The sequence below is a fragment of the Methylobacterium sp. J-088 genome (genome assembly GCF_022829295.1).
In the GTDB taxonomy this organism is placed as follows: Bacteria; Pseudomonadota; Alphaproteobacteria; order Rhizobiales; family Beijerinckiaceae; genus Methylobacterium.
The window spans coordinates 1-5,403 of record NZ_JAKSYH010000195.1 but is presented as its reverse complement, the minus strand read 5'-3'; the positions used below and the strand labels follow the sequence as shown (position 1 = coordinate 5,403).

At 60.3% G+C, this 5,403-nt stretch carries 10 protein-coding genes; 7 read left to right on the top strand and 3 right to left on the bottom strand.

Annotated features, from left to right (window positions below):
* Positions 1-292, top strand: a 292-nt coding sequence (locus MKK63_RS22130) for a hypothetical protein (RefSeq protein ID WP_244005633.1), incomplete at its 5' end; no start/stop codon positions are given.
* Positions 293-353: 61 nt separating this feature from the next.
* On the opposite strand, the gene MKK63_RS22125 is transcribed toward MKK63_RS22130, so the two are convergent.
* Entirely contained in the window at positions 354-1,091 is a 738-nt protein-coding gene (locus MKK63_RS22125; protein ID WP_244005631.1) for a diguanylate cyclase, read from the bottom strand.
* Positions 1,092-1,103: 12 nt separating this feature from the next.
* On the opposite strand from MKK63_RS22125, the gene MKK63_RS22120 reads away from it, so the two are divergent.
* From MKK63_RS22120 to MKK63_RS22105, 4 genes are all read left to right on the top strand, one after another.
* The gene (locus tag MKK63_RS22120) at positions 1,104-1,307 is read left to right on the top strand and encodes a hypothetical protein (RefSeq protein ID WP_244005630.1); all 204 of its coding nucleotides are present in this window, start codon (positions 1,104-1,106) and stop codon (positions 1,305-1,307) included.
* Between the two features lie 55 nt (positions 1,308-1,362).
* Complete coding sequence (locus MKK63_RS22115; protein ID WP_244005635.1) at positions 1,363-1,689, top strand: HU family DNA-binding protein; 327 nt, start codon at positions 1,363-1,365, stop codon at positions 1,687-1,689.
* Between the two features lie 133 nt (positions 1,690-1,822).
* Positions 1,823-2,551 carry a Crp/Fnr family transcriptional regulator gene (locus tag MKK63_RS22110; protein WP_244005628.1) on the top strand — a complete coding sequence of 243 codons (729 nt, stop codon included), beginning with the start codon at positions 1,823-1,825 and terminating at the stop codon, positions 2,549-2,551.
* A gap of 124 nt (positions 2,552-2,675) precedes the next feature.
* Positions 2,676-2,918, top strand: a complete 243-nt coding sequence (locus MKK63_RS22105) for a DUF6894 family protein (protein WP_244005626.1) — start codon at positions 2,676-2,678, stop codon at positions 2,916-2,918.
* 333 nt (positions 2,919-3,251) lie between these two features.
* Here the strand turns inward: MKK63_RS22105 and MKK63_RS22100 are convergent, their stop codons facing one another.
* Together MKK63_RS22100 and MKK63_RS22095 are read right to left on the bottom strand one after the other, a co-directional pair.
* Positions 3,252-3,437 (bottom strand): hypothetical protein, encoded by a 186-nt coding sequence (locus MKK63_RS22100; protein WP_244005624.1) that lies wholly within the window; start codon positions 3,435-3,437, stop codon positions 3,252-3,254.
* A 232-nt stretch (positions 3,438-3,669) separates the two neighbouring features.
* Positions 3,670-3,885 (bottom strand): hypothetical protein, encoded by a 216-nt coding sequence (locus MKK63_RS22095; protein ID WP_244005622.1) that lies wholly within the window; start codon positions 3,883-3,885, stop codon positions 3,670-3,672.
* A gap of 161 nt (positions 3,886-4,046) precedes the next feature.
* Here MKK63_RS22095 and MKK63_RS22090 point away from each other — a divergent pair, with 161 nt between their 5' ends.
* Together MKK63_RS22090 and MKK63_RS22085 are read left to right on the top strand one after the other, a co-directional pair.
* Positions 4,047-4,286: a hypothetical protein gene (locus MKK63_RS22090; protein ID WP_244005620.1), complete on the top strand. Its 240-nt coding sequence runs from the start codon at positions 4,047-4,049 to the stop codon at positions 4,284-4,286.
* 216 nt (positions 4,287-4,502) lie between these two features.
* The gene (locus MKK63_RS22085) at positions 4,503-5,231 is read left to right on the top strand and encodes a Crp/Fnr family transcriptional regulator (protein ID WP_244005619.1); all 729 of its coding nucleotides are present in this window, start codon (positions 4,503-4,505) and stop codon (positions 5,229-5,231) included.
* Positions 5,232-5,403 lie beyond the last annotated feature (172 nt).

Sequence of the window (5,403 nt, the reverse complement as noted above, 5' to 3'; positions counted from 1 at the left end):
TCAACGTCAGGGAATGATCAGCGCGACCATGCCGGCCGGACCTTCGACTCTCGCGGACCTGCGCAAGGCGGGCATCATCACGAGCCAGGAGGTCGTAGCAGCCATCGACCTCTACTTGCGGGACCTGGCGGCTGGGCCCTACCGGTTCGCCAGCGGCTACAGCATCGACATCGCTGCCATCGTGGCGGCTGCGCCCGGCCTCGACCGGGTCGAGCGAGCGGGCCCGCAGGAGAAGACGTTCCGGAACGGGCTGGCCGCCGCCATCGTGGCCGCCCATCCGACCCCGCCGTGAATTGTCGGACGCTGAGTCCCCGCAGGGGCACCTTTACTCGTCCGACTCGCGGCGGGTTGGTTCAGTGCAACCTCGGATCGCGTGAGGACGTCGATGACGTTGGGCCCTGTCCGTCCGGCAATGACGCCGCGATCTGGCGGCCAAGTTCGAACAGCAGCGCCTGCAGCAACGGACGAAGCCGGGCGGCGCTGTCGTCGTCGAGCTGGTGCATGTGCTCCCAGAGCTTGAGTGCACCATCCGCCATGTGCTCGGCGGCTGAGCCCGCTGCCTCGCGCACCGCTAGGTAGCGTGACGGTCCATCGACATGACCATCAGCCCGCGTGTCGGTCACGTCGATGACGATCCCGCGCCCGCGCATCCGCCCGTCTGTGCCTCGCTCGTAATGTCCGCGCACCAACACCCAGCGCACCACGTCGGGTGCCGGCATGATACGGTGCTCCCACACGAACAGGCCGCCTTCCTCGCGCACGCTACGACGCAGCTCCGGGTCGCGGGCGACTTCATCCGGATGGAAGATCAAGAAGAGCTGCGCGCGAGAGATGCCCTCGGCGATCTCCGCATCGGACAATCCGTACATTCGGCCCATGACCGCATCGCCGCGAATGCGATCCGTGCTGACATCCTCCTCCCACAAGCCGATGCTGAGAGTGGTCAGCTGCAGCGAAGCCGACGACACGATGCTGTTCGATGATCGACGCGGCATGCACCGTCCAAGCCTTTTTGCACCATAGGTAGGGATTTGCAGCACAACTTTTCGTCGATCCGCAACTGCGATATACAATCGCATGGTCACAATCATGGTAGGTCTGAGATGGCCGAACTCGACAAAGGCGACGGCCGAGACATCCGTCTTCCCTCAGCGGATAAGGTTGCACAGACGCGCGATCGCGAGCGCAAGCTGCGGACGTTGAGGCGCCTCAGCGAAGCCCTGGGCAGGCCAGTCGAGGACTTCTTCAAGGCCAGCGCCGATGCTGATGCCACCGAGGGCAAGGTAGCCGGCGCAGGAGGAAAGTAGGGACAGTGCGACCGCGCACTTGCCCCTCGCGGTCCGGTCCCTGCACCTGCCCGGCATGATCCGATCCGATCTTGTCGCCCGCATCGCGGAGCAGAACCCGCACCTGTACGCCCGGGATGTTGAGGCAGTTGTGGATGCCATCCTCGACAGAGTGGCTGACGCGTTGGCGGATGGCGACCGGGTGGAGCTACGCGGGTTCGGCGTCTTCTCAACGCGGGAAGCTAATGCCCGTATCGGCCGCAACCCGCGATCCGGTGCCCACGTGCAGGTGCCTGGCAAAACGAGCATCCACTTCAACCCGAGCAAGCTGATACGGGCGCGGCTCAATCGCGGGAGGATTGGGTTGGAGGACGAGGCGGGACGGCTGCTGCGCGCGTCTTGATTACAGGCGCTGTCCGGCCCGGGAATTGAGCATGCAACTGAATACAATATTTCAGGTTGGTTGCAGGATTGGGAGGATCGGCAGTTAGCGAGCGCGTCACAGGCGCATCGTCTGCTGGATAAAGTGGGATACGATGGCACTATCCAAGTCCCCCTTTGGCTTGTTGGCCCGCAGGTTAGGAGGTGACGCGCCCCTGCCGGTCGCGGCTGAACGCGCGATCCTTGGCTTACCGCTCATCATCCGGACGATCGAAGCTTCTCGGGACATCAAATATGAAGGCGGCACGGCCGACCATTGCTGCGTAATCCTCGACGGGTGGACCTGCTGCTATCAGAGCCTGACGGATGGCCGATGTCAGATCCTGTCATTCCATGTGCCTGGCGATCTGCCGGACCTGCAGAGCCTGTATCTGCCATCGCCAGATCTCGGCATGGCCACGGTGACCCGTTCCATCGTCGCGTTCGTGCCGCACGCCGAGATGCGGAAGTTGTCCGATCAATACCCTGCCATCGCTCAAGCTTTTTGGCGGGAAGTTCTCGTCAGCGCGGCTACGCACCGGGCATGGATCACCAGCCTCGGTCGGCGCGACGCCCGTCAGAAGCTGGCTCACCTCTTCTGCGAGTTATACCTGCGCCTCAAGGCGGTTGGTTTCACCGATGGCAACAGCATGCCGATGCCGCTCCGGCAGACTGACTTCGCCGACGCGTTGGGCCTGACTTCGGTGCACGTGAACCGGATGCTGAAAACCCTGCGCGAGGAAGGCGTAATCGACCTGTATGCTCGCCGATTGGTAATTTCAGACTGGGAAGCCCTGTGTGCGGTTGCTGACTTCAACCCGAAGTATTTGCACCTCACCGACTAAGTAGCTTGCTCTGAGCCAATGGGCGCTAGATTTATGTGATGCGCCCCGATCGGCCCAGGTGTCCTGTTCACTGAACTCTTTTGCAGCGCCTGTGGTTAGCCCAGCATCGGCTTTGGAGGTGCTGGTGGCCCGCTACTTCTTCGATGTGAGCAATGGCGGTGACGTCAGCGACGATGTGGGCCTCGTTTTCGATGATGCCCACACCGCTTCGCAGGAAGCGCTTCGATCGCTCCCCGACATGGTCAAAGATCAGCCGCTGACGAGAATGGGCGAGAAGGTCAGCGTCACGATGCGGGACGATCACGGTATCCCAGTCTACCGAGCCACCCTCACGATCGAGGGCGAGTGGCTGACACGGCAGCCGTAGGCTCTCGTCTCTCGCGTAGCGTCAGCTGTGCCGGATGCGCGGGACGTTTAAGCCTCGCATGCGCTTTGCTACGATCACGAGGTCGGGTCTCCTCTCGACCACCACGCTCGCCCCGCGATGCCTCCCCCCAAGGTCCATCGGAAGGGCGGGCGTGGATGCTCTTCGGGGTTCCTTGCAAGTCCTGGCAGGATCGCCCGCACCTCCCTGATGTGCTCGGGCTTGGGGATCCCCGGCAGCAGGGCAGCAATGGACTATAGCTAGCGTGCCTCTGCCGCATCAGCAGTTTGATGACTGGGCTTCATATAGCGGTGCAGCCCGTAGCGCATTCCGCTCTCATCCAGTGAACTGTTCGGCCGCTTCGCGGGCCGCGCGGAGCACATGCTGCCGCTGCTCATCGGTTCGGAGTACCGCCCAGCGTCTCAGGAGCTCGTCGAGATCGACGAGATCGGTTGGCAGACCTTCGCTCGTGCGGAGAGACTCGGTGGTGCAGCCGAGGGAGACGGCGATGCGCTCAAGCATTCTACGCGCAGGATCGGAAGGCGGAACTGATCCGTTCGACATCGCGAAGCTCCCGCGGTCGGCCCATCCCTTTTGTTTTAGCCTCGCGTCATGCAGGCCGCAATCACTGATTGCGAAGCGAAGGATCGTACACGTGCCTCGCTCCTGCTAAAAAGCTCTTTTTTAATCTAAAACAGTCTGCGACTGCCTGCCAGTATGTGAAGTAAGTCTGCAAATAGGGTTCAATCCAATCTCAGTCTGATAGTAGTTTATATTGCGGATCAACATCGGCTATCATAAGAGTCGACACGCCATCGTGTGTGCAGCTATACTGAGCAATTTCTTGACCAACGATGAGCAATAGCATCCTGCTCAACGCTTTCATTTCTGAAGTGCCGTGATCTTGGATGAGATAATGAGCCTTTATCACCGCATCCGCAATATGGTCCAGATCTGGTGTCGAACTCATACTCTCCTCTCCCGATAAAGCTGGAGAACTATTTTTGTAATAATTTTACAAATCTCACTAGTCCGTCATATGATTGTATAATCTTTACCGTATTACAACCCTGAATAGATGGCTAAGCTATTTCTCCACTGCCGCATGCGAACCTCACTCGGGTGTGCTCCATGGATATGCTAACCCCCGAAGACATTGGCGCGCCAACAAATCGCCATGCACAGGATCCGCTTGACCGTTTGGCGCAGGTGCTCGCCTGTTCGCGAGAGCGGTTCTATGAGACCCAGCATGCGTCTGGATCGAAAGACGCCGCTCATCTGATCCAGATGTGGCTCGCGTTGAAGCGCCCCGAAGCCCGGGATATGGTGCTTACTCTCGTCAACGAACTTTTGAAGGCCGAGGCTGGGTAAGGCTTTTCGATCAAAAGCCGACCTTCACTGAAAATTTATCAACTCATTATGAGACTATATTCATCTATTTAGCGCTATTGCGTGTAGATTTTTTACAATTGAGACTTAGTTGTTTATATCGTCGATCTACACCACATCAATCCTATCACCAACCGACGTCAGGGCGTTGATGATTGAGGGACCGCTTGTGCTCTTGCCCCGTATGAGCGAGCACACGTGGCAAATCTCAAGCAGGCCGATCTGCGCAACCGCCTTCTCCTGGCGCTCGCACCAGAAGATTTCTTGGCGCTGGCACCCGCGCTACGCTTTGAGACGATACTCCTCCGGCAGGTCTTGATCTCAGCCAACACGCCGATCAAGACCGTCTACTTCGTGGAAGACGGCATCGTCTCCGTCACGACCGATGCCCCCAGCGGTCGGGTCGAGATCGGGTTGCTCGGACGCGAAGCTTTGGTCGGGGCCGCCCCCATCATGCTCGGCGATGATCGGAGCCCTCATACGCACTTCATACAGGCCGCCGGGCACGCATTGTCGATCGATGCATGCGCGCTGCTCGCAATGGCTGAAGTACGCCCCGCTCTGCGTCTTCTCCTGCTCCGATACACCCAAGCTCAGTCCGTGCAGACGGCCCAGACGGCATTCGCCAACGCGCGGGGGAACACGCCGACTCGGCTCGCCCGTTGGCTGCTGATGTGCCACGATCGGATCGACGGGGATGCAATCACGGTCACGCAGGAATTCATGTCGCTGATGCTGGGCGTCGAGCGGCCCGGTGTCACCGCAGCCTTGATAGCGTTGGAGAAGGACGGTTTGGTGCGTAAGCGCCGCGGTGCCGTCGAAATCCTCGATCGTGAGGGGCTGCTCGACCGCGCAGGGGACACCTACGGCCTAGCCGAGATCGAGTACGCCCGGCTGATTGAGGGGAATACCGCTCCGGAACTCTGATCCAGCTGTGCGACAGGCGTCACGTCGCCGGTTCATCCGCCAGTTCGCGCAGGCACTCCAGCGCCCGGCGCCGGCCATCGGCGGTTTTGATCCTGTCCCATAGCCGCAGGCACTGACCCACCCCGTCAAAATGTTCCGCCGCCTGGTAGCCGTCGAAGAAGCTGTCCGCTGG

Coding starts and splice junctions, on each gene's coding strand:
- MKK63_RS22125 (WP_244005631.1), bottom strand. CDS start 1,091: ATGATTGTGACCATGCGATTGTATATCGCAGTTGCGGATCGACGAAAA.
- MKK63_RS22090 (WP_244005620.1), top strand. CDS start 4,047: ATGGATATGCTAACCCCCGAAGACATTGGCGCGCCAACAAATCGCCAT.
- MKK63_RS22115 (WP_244005635.1), top strand. CDS start 1,363: ATGATCCGATCCGATCTTGTCGCCCGCATCGCGGAGCAGAACCCGCAC.
- MKK63_RS22110 (WP_244005628.1), top strand. CDS start 1,823: ATGGCACTATCCAAGTCCCCCTTTGGCTTGTTGGCCCGCAGGTTAGGA.
- MKK63_RS22100 (WP_244005624.1), bottom strand. CDS start 3,437: ATGCTTGAGCGCATCGCCGTCTCCCTCGGCTGCACCACCGAGTCTCTC.
- MKK63_RS22120 (WP_244005630.1), top strand. CDS start 1,104: ATGGCCGAACTCGACAAAGGCGACGGCCGAGACATCCGTCTTCCCTCA.
- MKK63_RS22095 (WP_244005622.1), bottom strand. CDS start 3,885: ATGAGTTCGACACCAGATCTGGACCATATTGCGGATGCGGTGATAAAG.